Annotated in this window: 14 protein-coding genes; 11 read left to right on the top strand and 3 right to left on the bottom strand. The window is 63.9% G+C overall.

Annotated elements, in window-relative coordinates; genetic code table 11:
- Positions 1–29: 29 nt before the first annotated feature.
- The 7 genes from CIK75_RS15695 (at position 30) to nrdF (ending at position 10,864) form a co-directional block, all read left to right on the top strand.
- Positions 30–3,734, top strand: a complete 3,705-nt coding sequence (locus CIK75_RS15695; RefSeq protein WP_086994377.1) for a nitrate reductase subunit alpha — start codon at positions 30–32, stop codon at positions 3,732–3,734.
- Positions 3,734–5,392: a nitrate reductase subunit beta gene (narH, locus tag CIK75_RS15690; RefSeq protein WP_086994380.1), complete on the top strand. Its 1,659-nt coding sequence runs from the start codon at positions 3,734–3,736 to the stop codon at positions 5,390–5,392. The genes CIK75_RS15695 and narH overlap by 1 nt, the downstream gene beginning before the upstream one ends.
- Positions 5,389–6,048: a nitrate reductase molybdenum cofactor assembly chaperone gene (gene narJ, locus CIK75_RS15685; RefSeq protein WP_086994383.1), complete on the top strand. Its 660-nt coding sequence runs from the start codon at positions 5,389–5,391 to the stop codon at positions 6,046–6,048. The genes narH and narJ overlap by 4 nt, the downstream gene beginning before the upstream one ends.
- Positions 6,048–6,797 (top strand): respiratory nitrate reductase subunit gamma, encoded by a 750-nt coding sequence (gene narI / locus CIK75_RS15680; RefSeq protein WP_086994386.1) that lies wholly within the window; start codon positions 6,048–6,050, stop codon positions 6,795–6,797. The genes narJ and narI overlap by 1 nt, the downstream gene beginning before the upstream one ends.
- Before the next feature lie 413 nt (positions 6,798–7,210).
- Positions 7,211–7,645 carry a class Ib ribonucleoside-diphosphate reductase assembly flavoprotein NrdI gene (gene nrdI / locus CIK75_RS15675; protein ID WP_241895511.1) on the top strand — a complete coding sequence of 145 codons (435 nt, stop codon included), beginning with the start codon at positions 7,211–7,213 and terminating at the stop codon, positions 7,643–7,645.
- On the top strand, positions 7,642–9,795 hold the full coding sequence (gene nrdE / locus CIK75_RS15670; RefSeq protein WP_086994391.1) for a class 1b ribonucleoside-diphosphate reductase subunit alpha: 2,154 nt from the start codon (positions 7,642–7,644) through the stop codon (positions 9,793–9,795). Before nrdI ends, nrdE begins: the two co-directional genes overlap by 4 nt.
- 34 nt (positions 9,796–9,829) lie before the next feature.
- Positions 9,830–10,864 carry a class 1b ribonucleoside-diphosphate reductase subunit beta gene (gene nrdF / locus CIK75_RS15665; RefSeq protein ID WP_086994394.1) on the top strand — a complete coding sequence of 345 codons (1,035 nt, stop codon included), beginning with the start codon at positions 9,830–9,832 and terminating at the stop codon, positions 10,862–10,864.
- 61 nt (positions 10,865–10,925) lie between these two features.
- Here nrdF and CIK75_RS15660 read toward each other — a convergent pair whose 3' ends face one another.
- Positions 10,926–11,675, bottom strand: a complete 750-nt coding sequence (locus CIK75_RS15660; protein WP_086994397.1) for an NAD(P)H-binding protein — start codon at positions 11,673–11,675, stop codon at positions 10,926–10,928.
- Between the two features lie 138 nt (positions 11,676–11,813).
- Here CIK75_RS15660 and CIK75_RS15655 point away from each other — a divergent pair, with 138 nt between their 5' ends.
- Positions 11,814–12,152, top strand: a complete 339-nt coding sequence (locus tag CIK75_RS15655; protein ID WP_086994400.1) for a YnfA family protein — start codon at positions 11,814–11,816, stop codon at positions 12,150–12,152.
- 42 nt (positions 12,153–12,194) lie between these two features.
- On the opposite strand, the gene CIK75_RS15650 is transcribed toward CIK75_RS15655, so the two are convergent.
- Positions 12,195–13,433, bottom strand: coding sequence for an acyl-CoA dehydrogenase family protein (locus tag CIK75_RS15650; RefSeq protein WP_086994403.1), 1,239 nt, complete (start codon positions 13,431–13,433; stop codon positions 12,195–12,197).
- Between the two features lie 289 nt (positions 13,434–13,722).
- Here CIK75_RS15650 and CIK75_RS15645 point away from each other — a divergent pair, with 289 nt between their 5' ends.
- Complete coding sequence (locus tag CIK75_RS15645) at positions 13,723–14,976, top strand: acyl-CoA dehydrogenase family protein (RefSeq protein ID WP_086994405.1); 1,254 nt, start codon at positions 13,723–13,725, stop codon at positions 14,974–14,976.
- A gap of 6 nt (positions 14,977–14,982) precedes the next feature.
- On the opposite strand, the gene CIK75_RS15640 is transcribed toward CIK75_RS15645, so the two are convergent.
- Entirely contained in the window at positions 14,983–16,122 is a 1,140-nt protein-coding gene (locus CIK75_RS15640) for a hypothetical protein (protein WP_086994408.1), read from the bottom strand.
- A gap of 93 nt (positions 16,123–16,215) precedes the next feature.
- Here CIK75_RS15640 and CIK75_RS15635 point away from each other — a divergent pair, with 93 nt between their 5' ends.
- On the top strand, positions 16,216–16,809 hold the full coding sequence (locus CIK75_RS15635) for a TetR/AcrR family transcriptional regulator (RefSeq protein WP_086994411.1): 594 nt from the start codon (positions 16,216–16,218) through the stop codon (positions 16,807–16,809).
- 124 nt (positions 16,810–16,933) lie between these two features.
- Positions 16,934–18,472, top strand: coding sequence for an AMP-binding protein (locus CIK75_RS15630; RefSeq protein ID WP_086994414.1), 1,539 nt, complete (start codon positions 16,934–16,936; stop codon positions 18,470–18,472).
- Positions 18,473–18,505 lie beyond the last annotated feature (33 nt).

Raw genomic sequence — 18,505 nt, 5'->3', positions numbered from 1 at the left:
CCGTATACGGCGAATGCGGGAGGGCCGACATGAGCACGACCATGAATAGCGGACTACAAGATGCGCTGATCAGGACCCGGAGGTTTTTCAAACCGAAGGAAGTCGTCTCGCCCGATGGGCGCACGCTACTCAAGGTCGGTGGTCGGTCCGGTGATTCCTTCTACCGGGATCGTTGGAGCCACGACAAGGTGGTCAGATCGACCCACGGGGTGAACTGCACGGGGTCGTGCTCCTGGAATGTCTACGTCAAGGACGGCATCATCACCTGGGAAACCCAGGCCACCGATTACCCCACCACCGGCCCCGATAAGCCGGAATACGAGCCGCGCGGTTGCCCGCGCGGCGCTTCTTTTTCCTGGTACACCTATTCGCCAACCCGAACCCGCTACCCATACATCCGCGGCGTCCTGCTGGAGATGTACCGGGAGGCCAAAGCCCGGCTGAAGGACCCGGTCCTGGCGTGGGCCGATCTGACCGAGGACCCGGAGCGGGCCGTGAAGTATAAGAGCGCCCGGGGCAAGGGCGGTCTGGTGCGCGCGTCATGGGACGAAGCGGTCGAGATCGTCGCGGCGGCTCATGTGCACACCATCCGCAAATACGGTCCCGACCGAGTGGCAGGGTTCTCGCCCATCCCGGCCATGTCGATGGTCTCGCACTCCTCAGGTGCCCGGTTCGTGAACCTCATCGGCGGGTCCATGCTCAGCTTCTACGACTGGTACGCCGATATGCCGGTCGCTTCCCCCCAGGTTTTCGGCGACCAGACCGACGTACCCGAATCCGGGGACTGGTGGGATGCCGGCTACCTGGTCATCTGGGGCACCAACGTCCCGGTGACGCGGACCCCCGATGCCCACTGGATGATCGAAGCCCGCTACCGGGGACAAAAAGTGGTTGTCGTTTCCCCCGACTTCGCCGACAGCACCAAATTCGCCGATGAATGGATGCCCGCCGAACCGGGAACCGACGGTGCCTTGGCCATGGCCATGGGGCACGTCATCCTCAAGGAATTCCACGTGGACCGGCAGACCCCCTACTTCACCCAGTACGTGAAGAAGTACACCGACCTGCCGTTCCTGGTCACCCTCGACGAAGCGCAGGACGCCGACGGAGAACGGATGTTTACTGCCGGCAAGTTCCTGACCGCCGCCGACCTGGACGGAGAGATCGAGCCGGAGGCTGAGAACCCCGAATTCAAGACGGTCCTGGTTGATGCGGCCACCGACCGCCTGGTGGTGCCCCCGGGCACCCTCGGGCACCGCTACGGCGAAACCGGTGAGGGCAAATGGAACCTGGACCTCGGGGATATCGACCCCAAGCTGACCCTGATCGATGGTGCCGACGAAAACGTCTCCATCGACATGCCACGCTTCGACGCCGGCCAGGGCAATATCGGTGTCATCCGCCGCGGCGTCCCGGCCCGTCGAGTGGCCGGACGGCTGGTTACCACGGTCTTTGACCTGATGCTGGCCCAATATGGTGTGGGGCGCCCCGGGCTGCCGGGGGAGTGGCCCACGGGCTACGACGACGCCGAATCGCCGAACACCCCCGCCTGGCAGGCCAATATCACCGGCGTCACGGCCGAGGCCTGCGAACGCATCGGTCGGGAATTCGCGCAGAACGCCGAGGATTCCAAGGGCCGCTCGATGATCCTGATGGGAGCCGGCACCAACCACTGGTTCCACTCGGACACCATCTACCGCACCTTCCTGACCTTGACGACCGTCACCGGTTGCCAGGGCGTGAACGGTGGCGGCTGGGCGCACTACGTCGGACAGGAAAAGGTCCGTCCACTGACCGGATACAACCAACTCGCAAACGGACTGGACTGGCTGCGTCCTCCCCGCAACATGGTGCAGACGGCCTACTGGTACCTCCACACCGACCAGTTTCGCTATGACCAGTTCGGTGCCGATGCCCTGACCGCCCAAACCGGCAAGGGGCAGCTCGCCGGAAAGACGACGGCGGATATCATCGCCCAATCGGCACGGCTGGGCTGGATGCCTTCCTACCCGACCTTCGACCGCAACCCGCTGGTCATCGGGGCCCAGGCTCGGGAAAAGGGGCAGTCGGCCAAGGACTACGTGGTTGACGAGATCAAGGCGGGTCGGCTGAACTTCGCCGCCGAGGACCCGGATGCCCCCGATAACTACCCCCGGGTGCTCTCGCTGTGGCGCTCGAACCTGATCGGTTCCTCGGCCAAGGGCAACGAATACTTCCTGAACCACCTGCTCGGGGCCTCGCACACCATCAGTGCCGAGGAGACCGCAGAACGCTTCCGCCCCAAGGACGTGAAGTGGCGGGAGAAGGCTCCGACGGGGAAACTCGACCTGCTCACCACGCTGGACTTCCGAATGACCAGCTCCACGCTGCACTCGGATATCGTGCTCCCGGCGGCCACCTGGTATGAGAAGTACGACCTGTCCACCACTGACATGCACCCGTTCGTGAACTCCTTCAACCCGGCCATCGCCCCGCCGTGGCAATCCCGTACGGACTGGGACGCCTGGCAGGAAATCTCCCGGGTGTTCAGCCGTCTGGCGGAACCGCACCTGGGCAAGCAGACCGACGTCGTCGCGGCGCCGCTGACCCATGACACCCCCGATGCGATGGTTTCCCCACATGGGAAGGTCAGGGACTGGAAATACGGCGAATGTGAGCCCGAGCCCGGGGTCACCATGCCCAAGATCATCGAAGTCGAACGCGACTACACGAAGATCGGCGACATGATGCGCTCGATCGGACCCCTGATGGACACGCTCGGGGCCACGACCAAGGGCATCACCTTTGACGTGAGCCGGGAAATCGAAGAACTAAAGATCAAGAACGGAACCGTGAGGGGAGGTGCGGGCCATGGGCGCCCCGACATCCTCAAGGACTACCAGGCCTGTGAGATGATCCTGACCCTCTCCGGCACCACCAACGGACATTTGGCGACCCAGGGTTTCAAAACGCTGGAAAAACGCACCGGCACCTTGCTGCACGACTTGTCCTCGGAGAACGAAGGCCACCGGGTGACGTTCGCCGATACACAAAACGGTCCGGCGCCGGTGATCACCTCACCCGAATGGTCAGGTTCTGAAACCGGCGGCCGGCGGTACTCCCCGTTCACCATCAACGTTGAACGGCTCAAACCGTGGCATACCCTGACCGGCCGGATGCACTTTTATCTGGATCACGACTGGATGACCGAACTGGGGGAGGGATTGCCGATCTTCCGGCCACCGCTGGACATGACGGCGCTATTCGATGAACCGGCCATCGGTTCCACCTCCTCCAAGGGCGTGTCCGTCAGATACCTGACCCCGCATAATAAGTGGTCCATCCACTCCGAATACCAGGACAACCTGTTCATGCTCTCGCTGTTCAGGGGCGGCCCCGGAATCTGGATGAGTCCGCTGGATGCCGAGAAGATCGGTGTCAGGGACAACGAATGGATCGAGGCCGTCAACCGCAACGGCACCACCACCGCACGAGCCATCGTCTCGCACCGGATGCCCGAGGGCACCGTGTTCATGTATCACTCGCAGGACCGGCTGATCGATATGCCCATCTCCGAGACCAGCGGCCAGCGCGGCGGCAACCACAACTCGCTGACCCGTCTGATGATCAAGCCCACACATATGATCGGCGGCTACGCCCAGCAGACCTACGCCTTCAACTACATGGGGCCGACGGGAAACCAACGCGACGAAGTCACGGTCATTCGTCGCCGCAACCAGGAGGTGACGTACTAGTGCGTGTCATGGCCCAAATGGCAATGGTGATGAACCTCGATAAGTGCATCGGATGCCACACGTGTTCGGTCACGTGCAAGCAGGTCTGGACGAACCGCTCGGGAGCCGAGCACATCTGGTTCAACAACGTCGAAACCCGGCCCGGTCAGGGGTATCCACGCACCTACGAGGACCAGGAAAAGTGGAAAGGCGGCTGGACGCTGACCAAACGTGGTCGGCTCAAGCTCAAGGCTGGAGGCCGGCTGAAGAACCTGATGACCATCTTCGCCGCACCCAATCTGCCAGGCATCAAGGACTACTACGAGCCGTGGACCTACGACTACGAGAACCTGACCACGGCTCCCGCCCAGGACCATATGCCGGTGGCACGGCCCAAATCGTTACTCACCGGGCAGGACACCACCGTCACGTGGTCGTCCAACTGGGACGACGACTTGGCAGGTTCGGTGGAGAACACGCATAACGACCCGATCCTGCAGAAGGTCGGGGACAAGATCAAATTCGAATATGAACAGACGTTCATGTTCTACCTGCCCCGCATCTGTGAACACTGTCTGAACCCCTCCTGCGTTTCCTCCTGCCCCACCGGCGCCATCTATAAGCGTGAAGAGGACGGTATCGTGCTGGTGGACCAGGATCGTTGCCGCGGTTGGCGGCAGTGCGTGGGTGGTTGCCCATATAAGAAGATGTACTTCAACCACAAGACCGGCAAGGTCGAGAAGTGTACGTTCTGCTATCCGCGCATCGAGATCGGCCAACCCACGATCTGCTCGGAAACCTGTGTTGGGCGCCTGCGCTACCTCGGCCTGATGCTCTACGACGCCGATCGCGTGCTCGAAGCCGCGTCGACCCCGGACGAGCACGGCCTATATGAAGCCCAACGCGAGGTGTTCCTGGATCCGAACGATCCCGAGGTCATGCGCGAGGCGGCGCTGGCCGGGATTCCGGAGGACTGGATCGAGGCCGCCCAACGTTCTCCGATCTACGCGCTGATCAATAAGTACAAGGTGGCCCTGCCGTTGCACCCGGAGTACCGCACCATGCCGATGGTCTGGTACATCCCGCCGCTCTCACCGGTGGTGGACGCGGTCAGCGACACCGGCGAAGACGCCGAAAAGCAGGACAACCTGTTCGCGGCCATCGACAAGCTCAGGATTCCCGTCGAATATCTCGCGGGTCTCTTCACGGCCGGGGACACCCAACCGGTGGATCTGGTGCTGCATAAGTTGGCGGCCATGCGCTCCTATATGCGCGATATCAACATGGGATGGGAACCCAAGGAGTCCATTGCCGAATCGGTGGGCATGACCGGCCAGGAAATCCAGGACATGTACCGTCTGCTGGCCATCGCGAAATACGAAGAACGCTATGTCATCCCGTCAGCCCACTACGAAGACGCCCATAAATTGGAGAACATCGCCACCGAGTGCTCGCTCGACGTCGACGGCGGTCCGGGCATGGGCGGCATGGACGGTTCTTTCGCCCAAGACCCAGATCAGGGCAAGGATCCAGGCATCGGTTCCCCCGACGTACCGGGACGTCCCGAAGGAGTGCGGATCAATCTGTTGAACTGGGACGGTCAAGGCACACCCGAGGGCTTGTTCCCCGAAACACCGTCGGGTTCGGCGGCTTCCACGCAGGGAGGAACCTCGTCATGACACCGCCCAAGGCCCCAGCACTCAAATATTCCGCCGAACAGCTCACCGGGATCTGGCAGTCAGCATCCATCCTGTTGGACTATCCCGATGAGGAACTGTTCTCGCGGCTGGAACTGCTCAGTGAAGTGGCCGCCGGCCTGCCCGCCAAGGTCGGTGCCGGCTTGCAGAAGACGATCCGTCATCTACAGCAGGGGACGCTGCGCGAGATCCAGAGTGAGTATGTCGACACCTTCGATACCCGCCGTCGGGGGTGTTTATTCCTGACCTATTTCTCCAATGGGGAGACCCGGAAGCGGGGCCTGGCGCTCCTGCGCATCAAACAGGTCTATGTGAAGGCCGGCCTGACGTTGACCGACGACCAGTTGCCAGACCACCTGTGCGTAGTTCTGGAATTCGGGGCCATGACCGACGTCAAGGCGGGGCTGAAGATCATCCTCGACAACCGGGCAGGCCTAGAGCTGCTGCGGATACATCTGCGGGAAGTGGAATCCCCGTGGTTCGGGGCCATCGATTCCGTGTGCGCCACCTTGCCAGCACTGAAGGGCAAGGACCACGAAGCCGTGCAACGGCTGATCGCCGAGGGTCCCGAAGAAGAGGAAGTCGGCTTGGACACCTATGGAACGCCGGATCTGGCGCCGATGCCGGGAGGCATGTAATGGACGACCCGTTGAATGTCTTTTTGTGGCTGATCTTTCCCTATATCTGTCTGACCATCTTCATCCTCGGACACATCTGGCGGTATCGCTATGACAAGTTCGGATGGACCTCACGGTCGAGCCAAATGTATGAGAGCAGCATCCTGCGCTGGGCGAACCCCATGTTCCACTTCGGCATCCTGGCGGTCTTCCTCGGTCACGTCATGGGTTTGGGAATTCCCCAAAGTTGGACCGATGCCGTCGGGATCTCTGAAGGGATGTACCACTTCATGGCGATCTCGGTCGGAGCCATCGCGGGGGTCTTCACGATCGTCGGATTCATCGGGCTGCTGTATCGGCGACGCTTCACCAAGGCCGTACTGGGCGCCACCACCAAGATGGACAAGACGATGTACTTCACCCTCGGGCTGGTCATCGTGGCAGGACTGGCCAATACCGTTTCGGGCGTGGCTGGAGCCTATAACTACCGCGAAGGCGTTTCCATCTGGTTCCGCAGCATCTTCTATTTCAACCCGCAGCCCGATTTGATGGTCGATGCCCCGTTCACGTTCCAGTTCCACGCGCTGATCGCCATCTTCCTCTTCGCGCTGTGGCCCTTCACCCGCCTGGTGCACGTCTTCACGGCGCCAGTGGGGTACATCTTCCGCCCCTACGTCCTCTACCGCAGCCGTGATGCCCATGCGGGATCGCGGGACGTCCGGCGCGGCTGGGAGAAGGTCGACACCATTCCCAAACGTCGTCCCGACTGATCGGAAAAGGACAACAGCAGATACTCCTCCCGGCGAGGGGGTGCCAGGTGCACCCCCTCGCTGTGCTGTCATATCGCCCCGGACCACTGTCCGGGGCGCCGACGTCAAGCGCATTTCCGCACGCAAATCCCTGTTTTCATGCTCTTGAGCTTCAATGGTCCGGCATTTCCTGCGGGGGCATCTCAGAGGTAATCACAAAGTTTGGCGCTTCGAACTAAATACTACGAGGTCACGTAGACAAATGTTCCAGCAAGGTGTTATTACTAGATGTAGGCCACCAAGGGTCTACTGACCACAACATCTAGATCCGCCGCCACGGCGGGAGCCAAGGAGCCTTGCGCATGAAGACGACTGAATCGGGGCGTTTGGACGGGGCCGGGCGCACGGCGTCCACCCCGCTCGACAAGGACACCTTGCCGGAGGTGGTGTATTTCTCCAGCGTCTCAGGAAACACCCGACGCTTCATTGAACGGCTGGACCTGCCCGCGGCGCGGATTCCCTTGCGCCCCCGGGTCGAGGGAGACCTGCGGGTGTCCCGTCCGTTCGTCCTGGTCGTACCCACCTACGGGGGAGGCCACCGTTCCACCGCAGTGCCGAAGCAAGTGATCGGTTTCCTCAACGATCCCGTCAACCGCGGCCTGCTGCGCGGGGTGATCACCGCCGGGAACACGAACTTCGGTGAGGACTATTGCCTGGCCGGCGCGGTCATTTCCGATAAATGCCAGGTGCCCGAGCTGTATCGGTTCGAACTGCTGGGTACCGAACGCGACGTACACAGGGTCCGCGAGGGCCTCTCCAGCTTCTGGCACAACCACCACGCCACCACACCACTCGAGGAGTACGCATGACCACCGACATCATGGAGCCCACCACCGAGGGCATCGGCGCCCGCAAGGACTACCACGCGCTGAACGCGCAACTGAACCTCTTCGCCGCAGACGGTTCGATCCAGCTGGATAAGGACCATGAGGCGGTCGAGGCCTACCTCTGCGGCCAGGTCGAGCCGCAGCTGATCCGCTTCGACGACCTCGAAACCAAGATCGACTACCTCGTTGCCAACGACTACTACGAGGAGGCGCCCATCCGCGCCTACCCCTGGTCGTTCGTGAAGGACCTCTATCGCAGCGCCTACGCCTACGATTACCGTTTCGCGACCTTCCTGGGAGCCTTCAAGTTCCATGCCGGCTATAGCCTGAAGACCTTCGACGGCAACAACTACCTGGAATCCTTCGAGGACCGGGTGGTTTCCACCGCCCTGTTCCTGGGCCGCGGGGACGAGGAGTTGGCCAGCAGTCTGGTCCAGGAGATGCTCAGCGGACGGTTCCAGCCGGCCACCCCGACATTCCTGAATGCCGGCAAAGCCCAGCGCGGGGAACTCGTCTCCTGCTTCCTGCTGCGCATCGAGGACAACCTTGAATCCATCGGGCGCAGCGTCAACTCAGCCTTGCAGCTCTCCAAACGTGGCGGTGGCGTCGCACTCTTGCTGACGAACCTGCGTGAGCAGGGGGCGCCGATCAAGAAGATCGAGAACCAGGCCTCCGGCGTCGTCCCGGTCATGAAGATCCTGGAGGACTCCTTCTCCTACGCCAACCAGCTCGGCGCCCGGCAGGGCGCCGGCGCCGCCTACCTGCACGCCCACCACCCAGACATCCTGGCGTTCCTGGACACCAAACGGGAGAACGCTGATGAGAAGATCCGCATTAAAACCCTCTCGCTGGGTGTGGTCATCCCCGACGTCACCTTCGAACTCGCTAAACGGGGCGAGGAGATGCACCTGTTCTCGCCCTATGACGTCCAACGGGAATACGGCACCGCACTGTCCGACCTGTCGGTGACCGAACACTATGACGACTTGGTCGCGAACCCGAGGATCGGGAAGAAGACCATCAGCGCACGGGCATTTTTCAGGACCATTGCCGAACTGCAGTTCGAATCCGGCTATCCGTACGTGATGTTCGAAGACACGGTCAATGCCGCCAACCCGCTGAAGGGGTGGATCAACATGTCGAACCTGTGCTCGGAGATCCTGCAGGTCAATGCCCCGTCGGTCTACGACCGGGCGATCGGATACCAAGACGTCGGCCGGGACATCTCCTGCAACCTCGGGTCGCTGAACATCGCCGCGGCCATGGCCTCCGGTGATCTGGGGGCCACGATCGACACCGCGGTGCGCGGGCTGACCAGTGTCTCGGAACTCTCGGATATCGACGCTGTCCCTTCCATCGCCCACGGCAACGAGCTCTCCCATGCGATCGGCCTGGGGCAGATGAACCTGCACGGCTATCTGGCCTCCCAGCGCATCCATTACGGCAGCGAGGAGGGCGTGGACTTCACCAACATGTACTTCTACACGGTCACCTACCACGCATTGCGCGCCTCGAACCGGATCTCGATCCAACGCGGACGGGCCTTCGGGGACTTCGAGAACAGTTCCTATGCCGACGGTTCCTACTTCGAAAAATACACCGAAAGGGTCTGGGAGCCGGCCACGGCGAAGGTCCGCGACGTCTTCCGGGACGCCGGCGTGGACATCCCGACCCGGCAGGACTGGCAGGAGCTGAGTGAATCCGTGCAAAAGCACGGGATCTACAACGCCTACCTGCAGGCGGTGCCCCCGACCGGGTCGATCAGCTACATCAACAATGCCACCGCATCGATCCACCCCATCGCCTCGAAGATCGAGATCCGCAAGGAGGGCAAGCTCGGACGCGTGTACTTCCCGGCCCCGCATATGGACAACGACAATCTGGAGTTCTTCAAGGACTCCTACGAGATCGGCTACGAGAAGATCATCGACACCTACGCGGCGGCCACCCAGCACGTGGATCAGGGCCTGTCCTGCACCTTGTTCTTCCGTGACACCGCCACCACCCGTGACATCAACAAGGCCCAGATCCACGCCTGGCGCCAGGGCATCAAAACGCTCTACTACATCCGGCTGCGGCAGATGGCCCTGACGGGCACCGAAGTTGAAAACTGCGTTTCCTGCGAACTCTGACCCCACCAACCGACGAAGGAAGGCACCAAAACCCATGAGCTTGTCCCCAGAGGCCCCGGTCGCCGAACACCTCCTGCGCGACTCAGTCACCCCTCCCTCCTACCGAATCGACCCCGCAGCCCGGCTGCGGCCGATCAATTGGAACCGGGTCACCGACGAGAAGGACCTGGAGGTCTGGAACCGTTTGACGGCAAACTTCTGGCTGCCCGAGAAGGTCCCGCTCTCCAACGACATCCCTGCCTGGCAGCGCATGTCCCGGGAGGAAAGAACCCTCACCATGCGGGTTTTCACCGGGCTGACCATGCTTGACACCGTCCAGGCGACCGTCGGGGAGATCAGCCAGATCCAGGACGCCCGCACCGAACACGAGGAGGCCGTCTACACCAATATCGCGTTCATGCAGGCCGTGCATGCCCGCTCCTATTCCTCGGTCTTCTCCACACTGACCAGCACCCGGGAGATCGACGAGGCCTACGAATGGGCCGTGGGGAACGACCAGTTGCAGGAACGCTGCAAGAAGGTCCTGCAGCACTACTACGGGGATGATCCGCTCAAGCGCAAGGTCGCCTCCACGTTGCTCTCCTCGTTGCTGCTTTATGCGGGTTTCTACCTTCCCCTGCACTTTTCGGTGCACGCGACGCTGACCAACACAGCAGACATGATCCGCCTGATCCTGCGTGATAAGGCGGTGCACGGGTACTACTCCGGCTATAAGTTCCAGCGGGGCCTGGAGACCCGCAGCCGGGAGGAACAAGAAGAAATCCGGGCGTTCACCTATGAGCTGCTCGAGGAACTCTACGCGTTGGAACTGGAGTATTCCGGGGCGCTCTACGAACCGTTGGGACTGATGGAGGACGTCGCGGTCTTCGTGCGGTACAATGCCAATAAGGCGCTCATGAACCTGGGGTACCCCGCGCGGTTCCCTGCCGAGGAGACCGAGGTCAACCCGGAGATCCTGGCGGCCCTGTCGCCGGCAGCCGACGAGAACCACGACTTCTTCTCCGGTTCAGGTTCCTCCTATGTCATCGGCAAGGGGGAGGACACCACCGACTCCGACTGGGCGTTTTGAGCCGAGCTTCCCGAGGATGTGGGCACCCCGGGAAGTATGGGGCGGGGGTGCCGGTCACGGGCTAAGAGGGGAGAGCAGGTCGTTCCTGTAGGTATTGTGCGAAGGTCTGGTCTCCGAAGGGTTCTCCGGGGACCAGGTTCGCACCGGCGTCGAGCCCCTTGAAGACCTGGAGGAACGGCAAGCGCACCCGTAGCGAGGGGCGTCTGCCTCCCCGGACCGTACGCCATTGGCGGTACATCTGACCGATGTCCAGCTGTTCGGGACCGCCGATATCCGCCACCCGTCCACGGGGGACGCCGGCAGCCAGTTGCGCCAGCCGACCGGCCACCTCGGAGACGGAGATGGTCTGGAACCGCGCTGCCGGCGTCAGCACGACCGGCAGATGTCGTTGGGCGGTGAAGAGCCCCTCGATCAACGAGTGGAATTGGGTGGCCCGTTGCAACGTGAACGGGACGCCGGAGCCCTGCACGATCATTTCGATGGCGAGCCGCTGGTTGTAGTAGGCCAGCGGGATGTCCTCGATGCCGACGATCGAGATGAGCACCACATGTCCGATGCCGGCACGCTGGGCCGCGGCCACCAGATTCCGTGCCAACCTCAAGTCCCGTGCCCCTCCCGTATGGGCGCAATGGATGACCGTATCCACGCCGCGCAGGGCCTCGTCCAGGCCGTCCCCGGTGAAGAGGTCGACCGGGAGCAGGCCTGGGCGCCCTGAGCTGGAGGTACCCACTGCCTCCTGGCCGGCGGCCTCCACCGCGGCAAACGTCTGGGCCCCGAGTTGTCCACCGGCACCGGTGACCAGGATCTTCATCTCTGCCCCTTCCCTGCAGCGTCCGGGGGAGCGCCGGTTCGCGGTTGATCGTGTGACTAGTCTGCCCCGCTACCGCCACGAAGGGTACACCCGAGACCAACGACGACCGGGCGGCTCGGCGTCGGCCAGACTAGGGGCATGACCATCACGAAATCCGTCATTCTCTTCGCCCTGGCGGCCGTCGCCGAAATTGGTGGCGCCTGGCTGATCTGGCAGACCGTGCGCGAGGACCGGGCCTGGTGGCTCGCGGGCCTCGGCATCATGGCCCTGGGAGCCTACGGGTTCGTGGCAACCTTGCAGCCCGAGGCCAATTTCGGCCGCATCCTCGCCGCCTATGGGGGAGTGTTCGTCGCCGGCTCCCTTCTCTGGGGGATGGCCTTCGACGGGTTCCGGCCCGATCGGTGGGACCTCTTGGGCGCCATGATCTGCCTGGCGGGCGTCGCGGTCATCATGTTCGTTCCCCGGCAGGGAAGCTGAATCGGGCCGGGTCTGGGCGGTTTCCACCCTCGGCCCCGGGGATCAGGTGTACCAGGAGGGCTCGGGCAGACGGCCCAGGAGTTCGTATTCACCGACTTCACGCTTCTTATGGGCCACCGGGTCATGCAGTGAGTGGGTGCGGATATTGCGCCAGTAGATGTCCAGACCGACCTTATTCGAGGTCGCCCGCGCCCCGGTCAGCTCGAAGATCCTGTTGGTGGTCTCCAGTGCGACGTCGTTGGCGACCTGTTTCGCTGCCGCGACCCGTACCGCGACCTGGCCGCGCTCGCCGGCGGTGAGCTCCCCGCGCGGGGCATGGAGCAGCCCCGAGAGTTCGGCGTCCACCGCCCCGGCGAGCGCCTGGCCGGCCCAGAGCCGGGACCGGAGTTCGCCATAGGCCTGCAGGATGTAGGGGGCCTCGGTGGCGGAGTCCTTCGGGTCGGATCCGTAGGGCCAGGCCCTGGTCCTCTCGCGGGTGTAGGCGCCCGCGGTGGCCAAGGCCCCCTCGGCGATGCCCAGGTAGATCGCGGTGAAGATCTGCTGGGTCAGTGGCAGGTTCAGCGTGTTGTAGACCAGCGGCTGGAACTGCTGGTCGACGTAGCCGGCCGCTTGATCCCAGCCGACCTCGACCCCGGTGATGCTCACCCCGCCGGATTCGGAGAGGCGCTGGCCCAGGTTGTCCCAGTCACCGGCGAAGACGATGCCTTCCTGCGCCGTCGGGACGATCGCGAAGACGTGGTCGCCCCCGGGCAGCGCGCCTTCGAGGACCACCAGATCCGAGACCCGCGCCCCGGTGGAGAAGGACTTGCGGCCAGTAAAGACGAGGCTCCCGCCCAAGTCCTGGATCGCCAGGTCATGATCGCGCGGGTTGACGGCACCACCGAAGAACAGGTTGCCGGTGGTGTAGAGCTCCTCGACCGCCGCGATCTGCGCGTCCGTCCCCACCAGACGTACGGCCCAAGCCCACAGCAGGTGGTATCCGAGCAATTGGCCGATCGAGGCGTCCCCTGCCGAGACGGCACGAATGGCGCGCAACGCCGTCGTCCACTCCTGGCCCCCACCGCCATGCTCGACGGGACCCAACAGGACGGTCAGCCCCGATTCCTTGAGCAGACGGACCTCCGCCCACGGCGTGGCACCGGCGCGATCGCGTTCGACGGCGTCCAGGGTCAGGATCGCCCCGACCTCCTCGGCGCGAGTGATCCAGGCGGCGGGCGTGGCCGGCGCCGGCCGGCCGGACCAGGGTGAGGCGGCCAGTGCCTCGGTGAGCGTGGTGGTCATGGGTGGTCCCTTCATCGAGGGCGTCATGCGCCCGGTTCAACATCGGTGCACCCCACGCTAGGAACCGGGGCGGCCGCGCAACAGCAGATGACCGGGAGGGACGTCCCGCGACCGATTGCGTCCCGGTATGACACCGAAAAGTCATGGTACGACGGCGGCTCACACAGTTTCTGGATTGGCTCCGCGTCATCTTCGGTCACCGGGCGTCATCCGCTGTCACGGTGCCCCGGCAGGTAACCATCGGGACTAGTTTCGGCCCAAGAGCCACGAACCAACGTCAGGAGCAACCATGATCCAGCAGACCGCCGAACCCACCACCGTGTCCTCCCCGGAACTGGCCGCCCGCTTCCGCCCCATCTTCGGGCGCATCGCCGCGGGCGCCTCGCAACGGGAGAAGGACCACGAGCTGCCTGCCGCCCAGATCCGTGAGCTGGCCGACGCCGGGTTCGGTGCCCTGCGCGTGCCCGTCGAACACGGCGGCCTTGGCGCCTCCCTGCCACAACTCTTCGCGCTGCTGACCGAGCTGGCCGGCGCCGACTCGAACATCGCCCAGGCCCTGCGCGCCCACTTCGCCTTCGTCGAGGACCGCATCCTTGCCGGGCCCGGTCCGGGGCGGGACGTCTGGCTGGATCGGTTCGTGCGGGGGGAACTCGTCGGCAACTCGTGGACCGAAATTGGTGCCGTGGAGGTCGGACAGGTGCAGACCAAGGTCGTCCCTGCTCCGGATCTGGGGCCGGGGAAGTTCCGGGTGAACGGGGCCAAGTTCTACTCCACCGGCAGTATCTTCGCCGACTGGATCGATGTCTACGCCGAACGTACCGACACGTCCACCCGCGTCATCGCCGCGGTCGACGCCCACCAGTCCGGGGTGCGGCACGGCGATGACTGGGATGGCTTCGGACAGCAGACCACCGGCTCGGGATCCTCCACGTTCACCGACGCCGTGGTGACGGAGGAGAATCTCATCGACTTCGGCACCCGGTTCAAATACCAGACGGCCTTCTACCAGGCGGTGCTGCTGGTGGTGCAGGCCGGCAGCATCCGGGCGGCCCAGCGCGAGTTCTCCGACGAGGTCCGCACCCGGACCCGGACCTTCAGCCACGCAGCGGCACCGGTATGGCGCGAGGATCCGCAGATCCTGCAGGTCGTGGGCGAGCTGGCCGCCGCCGGGTTCGCGGGGGAGGCGATCGTCGACAAGGTGGCGGCTGCCCTGCAGGGGGCCCACGACGCGGCTCTCCAGCTGCGGGCCGGGGACATTACCGGCGAACAGGAGGAGCAGGTCAACGACGCCGCCGAACTTGCCTCGGCACAGGGGCAGGTCGCGCTGACACCGCTGTCGGTCAACGCGATTTCACACGCCTTCGACGCCCTGGCCGCCTCGGCGACGTCCACGACGAAGAACCTGGACCGGCACTGGCGCAATGCGCGGACGGCCTCGAACCACAACCCGTACGTCTTCAAGGCCCGCCTGATCGGCGACCTGGCGGTGAACGGGGCCTCCCTGCCCCGAGTCTGGGCCATCGGCGCCTCGGCGAAGGGGTAGGTGACCTCAGGCGAGGTGCTTGGCCATCGTTCGCGACCCGGCAGCCTGCCCGGCATCCTCGTGGGGCCCGTCGATCGTGGCCACCGGGTGGGCGTGCCTGCCGGATTCCTGCCTGGTCGCCACGGCGTCAGTGGAGCCCTGGACGTGGACGACTTCCTGGTTTCGATAGTGACCTGCCAGTGTGAAGACCAGGCCCAGCAAGGCCCAGCCGACCAGGACCAGCCACTCGAAGGAGGTGTTCACCGCCGGGAAATAGGACAGATCCTTCAGCAGGGTCGTCGAGGATCCCGGGACGAACCATTGGCCGATGGCCCCGAACGGTTCGGGCAGGAACTGCGAGGGGGCCGTGGCACCCGAGATCGGGTTGGCCACCAGCATCGTCAATACGGCGCCCACGGGTATGCCCAACGTTCCGAGGAGTGAGTTCAGCCCCACGATCAGTGAGCTGGTTCCCAGCAAGGCCAATCCGGCCGCCACCAGGTTGAGCAGGGCGTTGCCCTGCAACACCCCGTACATCCCCTGCATGAACACGGTGATGATCGCGCCGCCGAGGAGGGCGTAGACCACCAAAGCCGTGAGGCGGCGCCGATTTCCTGTGATCAGCAACGAGACCAGGATCCCGCCGAGCATCCCGCCCAGCGTCAGGGGGAAGGAGGCAAGCGCCAAGCCCGAACCGTTGGAGTCCGCCGAAAGCAGGGGAACGACGTCGGTGAAGGTCACCTGAGGTGCTTCCCGGCCGTTCGCACCGGCGGCTTTGGCCAGCTGCCCCTGCAGCTGCTGGCCGAGCCCCTTCATGAGCTGGGTGACGGCGGTTCCGTTGGCGCCGCCGTCGAGCACTTCGGGGTGGGACCCGAGGATGACGGCACCGAAAGCCTCGCGGTTCTTGACCAGATCGACCGCGTCGGCACGGCTGTCGACCGTCGTGATCTCGAAGACCCCATCGGCTTCCTGCCCGAGAGCATGGGTGACTTGACGGACCTGGGCGTCGGGCCCCGATACGGCCACCGGGATGTTCTGGGGTGATGAGTTCATCCCCGGCCAGGTGAAGGCGAGCAAGAGGATGCCGACGACCGCGGCAGCGGCGACTGCGAGCACGATGACGCGCTGCCATCTGGTGTGTGGGGTCGAGGTGGTGGTGTTGGACATGGGTGCCCCTCGCTAGTAAAAAGAATGAACGTTCTCTATAGTGGGGGTTGTTAGCTTTCCCGTCAAGAACGATCATTCTTTTTGGAGTGGATCATGCCGAAGGTCACCGAGGACTACCGGGCGGCCCGCCGCCTGGAAATCAGCCAAGCAGCGCTGCGCTGCTTCGTTCGAAAGGGCTTCCAGGGCGCTTCGATGGCCGACATTATTGCCGAATCGGGGCTCTCCGCCGGGGCGATCTACGGGCACTTCAAGAGCAAGGACGAATTAATCGAGGCGGCCATCCACGAAGTGGTCGAGCTTCATGAGGGCCTGGTGTCCGAGGCGGACGAGGACGGGGCGCTCCCCTCGCCGCATCAGGTTCTGCGGCGCTTCATTATCGGGTTGACGGGTCGGTTCGAGGACCTGGGCCTGCTGGTCCAGGTCTGGGCCGAAGCGACCACGGATGCCTCGTTCCGGCGGACCGCCGCGGGTGCCGCCGCCGGACTGCAGGCGATCTTCGAACGCTATGCGCTCGCCTGGTTGACCCGACCCGGCTCCATGGTGGAGGGGGATCCGGCGGGACTTTCCCGCCGATACGGCGCCGTCATGCTGGGCGCCTGCCAGGGGTACATCGTCCAGTCGGCGCTGCTGGAGGATTTCGATGCCGAGTCCTACCTGGCCGGGTTGGAGATCCTGCGCCTGCCCTGAATGACCGGGGCTACTCCGGCCCCGACGACGCTTCCTTCAGCTGCCCGTGAAACGGAGTTTCTTGACGTGGGCCTCGGTTTCATTACACACTGATGTGACATACCCCACGAGCCGAGGAGCGGCAATGTTCGCCACCCTGTCAGTTGCCGCCATCATCGCGGAATCCGCACAACGCTTCGGCGACCGCCCGGCCATGACGCTGGCCGGAGAAACCGTGACCTACACGCAGCTGTGGGAGCAGACCCGCACCTACGCCGGTGCCCTGCGTGATCGAGGAGTCGGCCCCGGATCCCGGGTGGCCGTGCTCATCCCCAATGTCATCGACTTCGCCCGCACCTACTATGCGGTGCTGGCCCTTGGCGCGACGGTTGTCCCCGTACACGCGCTGTTGAAACGCCACGAAATCGAATACATCCTCAACGACGCTGAGGCGTCTCTCTTGGTCTGTGCAGCCCCGCTGTTGGGGGAAGGCGCGAAGGCTGCCACGGCAGCCGACGTCGATCTAGTAACTGTCTTGGCCCCGGAAGGTGAGGGTCCTGACCGCCTCGAGGACCTGGCTGGCCAGGCAACCCCCATCGACACCTACCTGCCGATGCGCCCCGACGATACTGCGACGATCCTCTACACCTCGGGCACCACCGGCAAATCCAAGGGGGCGCTGGGCTGCCACTTCGCCCTCCTGGAGCAGGTCAACGTGCTGCTGACCAGCACCTTCGACTACCGCGAGGGCGACCGGGTCTTCGGTGGACTACCCCTGTTCCACACCTTCGGGCAGACAGTGGTGCTCAACGCGGGACTCCGTGCCGGAGCGGAAATCATGTTGCTGCCCAAATTCACCCCCGCCGCCGCCCTGGATCTGTTGCTCGATCAGGACGTCGATATTTTCTGCGGGGTGCCCACCATGTATATGGGACTGCTGCAGGCCCACCGGGATCGACCGGAGAAGCCGACCAAACTGCGTTACGCAGTGTCCGGCGGCTCGGCACTACCGGTGGCCGCGCTCCACGACTTCGAAAAGGGGTTCGGTGCCCCGGTCCATGAGGGCTGGGGGCTGACCGAGACCTCACCGGTGGCCGCCTTCAACCACGTGGGCGACGTGCCGGTTCCCGGCAGTGTCGGCAAGGCCATCTGGGGTGTGGATATCGAGGTCGCCCGTCCCGAGGTGGCCGAATCGATCGAATTCCTGCCCCGCGGAGAGCTGGGCGAGTTCGTGGTCCGCGGACACAACCTCTTTTCCGGCTACCTCAACCGCCCCGAGGCCACCGCCGAAGCGGTCGTCGACGGCTGGTTCCGTACCGGAGACTTGGGCACCAAGGACGACGACGGCATCCTGCGGATCATGGACCGCAAGAAGGAAATGATCCTGCGCAACGGCTACAACGTGTATCCACGCGAGGTGGAGGAGTTCCTGATGGAACATCCTGACATCGACAGCGTTGCCGTCTTCGGCGTGGAGGATGCAACCCACGGCCAGGAGGTCGCGGCAGCGGTCTCGTTGGTCCCGGGTAGCAAGCTCACCGCAGATGACATTCGTGCCTATGCCAAGGATGGGGTGGCTGCCTATAAGTACCCGCGGATCGTGCAGATCGTCACCGAGTTCCCGGTCGGACCCAGCGGCAAGATCCTCAAACGCGAACTCGTCGCCCAATACTCCAAGGAGTAGCCCCGATGGTCGTCCGGGGCGCTGGGGGCCCCG

The organism is Glutamicibacter sp. BW78, assembly GCF_002332245.1.
In the GTDB taxonomy this organism is placed as follows: Bacteria; Actinomycetota; Actinomycetes; order Actinomycetales; family Micrococcaceae; genus Arthrobacter_H; species Arthrobacter_H rhombi_A.
Note: the sequence above shows the minus strand (reverse complement) of the source record. Positions and strands in the feature narration are given on the sequence as shown.

Coding starts and splice junctions, on each gene's coding strand:
- CIK75_RS15640 (WP_086994408.1), bottom strand. CDS start 16,122: ATGTCCAACACCACCACCTCGACCCCACACACCAGATGGCAGCGCGTC.
- nrdE (WP_086994391.1), top strand. CDS start 7,642: ATGACCACCGACATCATGGAGCCCACCACCGAGGGCATCGGCGCCCGC.
- CIK75_RS15630 (WP_086994414.1), top strand. CDS start 16,934: ATGTTCGCCACCCTGTCAGTTGCCGCCATCATCGCGGAATCCGCACAA.
- narJ (WP_086994383.1), top strand. CDS start 5,389: ATGACACCGCCCAAGGCCCCAGCACTCAAATATTCCGCCGAACAGCTC.
- narI (WP_086994386.1), top strand. CDS start 6,048: ATGGACGACCCGTTGAATGTCTTTTTGTGGCTGATCTTTCCCTATATC.
- CIK75_RS15695 (WP_086994377.1), top strand. CDS start 30: ATGAGCACGACCATGAATAGCGGACTACAAGATGCGCTGATCAGGACC.
- nrdF (WP_086994394.1), top strand. CDS start 9,830: ATGAGCTTGTCCCCAGAGGCCCCGGTCGCCGAACACCTCCTGCGCGAC.
- CIK75_RS15660 (WP_086994397.1), bottom strand. CDS start 11,675: ATGAAGATCCTGGTCACCGGTGCCGGTGGACAACTCGGGGCCCAGACG.
- CIK75_RS15650 (WP_086994403.1), bottom strand. CDS start 13,433: ATGACCACCACGCTCACCGAGGCACTGGCCGCCTCACCCTGGTCCGGC.
- CIK75_RS15645 (WP_086994405.1), top strand. CDS start 13,723: ATGATCCAGCAGACCGCCGAACCCACCACCGTGTCCTCCCCGGAACTG.
- CIK75_RS15635 (WP_086994411.1), top strand. CDS start 16,216: ATGCCGAAGGTCACCGAGGACTACCGGGCGGCCCGCCGCCTGGAAATC.
- CIK75_RS15655 (WP_086994400.1), top strand. CDS start 11,814: ATGACCATCACGAAATCCGTCATTCTCTTCGCCCTGGCGGCCGTCGCC.